The following is a 233-nucleotide window of genomic DNA, read 5'->3' on the forward strand; positions in this document are numbered from 1 at the left end:
TGAGGTTGCGGCCGGACCAGAACTCCTGCTCGAAGGTGCCGTCGCGCTTGCGGGTGCGGGACAGGCCGACCACCTTCGAGAAGATCACGCTCCAGCTGGCCAGCGAGATGAGCAGCAGCGCGGTGACCACCAACTGCATGGAGTTGTCACTGCCGGGGGACTTGAATTCCACCTCGAACAGCGAGTAGCCATATTGCGTCGCACGGGCCACCCCTTGCAGCCGCACATAACGG

The 233-nt window shown here is 63.5% G+C and carries 1 pseudogene; it reads right to left on the reverse strand.

Going from position 1 to position 233, the window contains the following annotated elements:
- Positions 1 to 233, reverse strand: a pseudogene (locus I73_RS32640) (hypothetical protein); the annotation flags it as partial.

Origin of the sequence: Ideonella sp. B508-1, assembly GCF_000333615.1 — a bacterium.
Lineage (GTDB): Bacteria > Pseudomonadota > Gammaproteobacteria > Burkholderiales > Burkholderiaceae_C > Ideonella.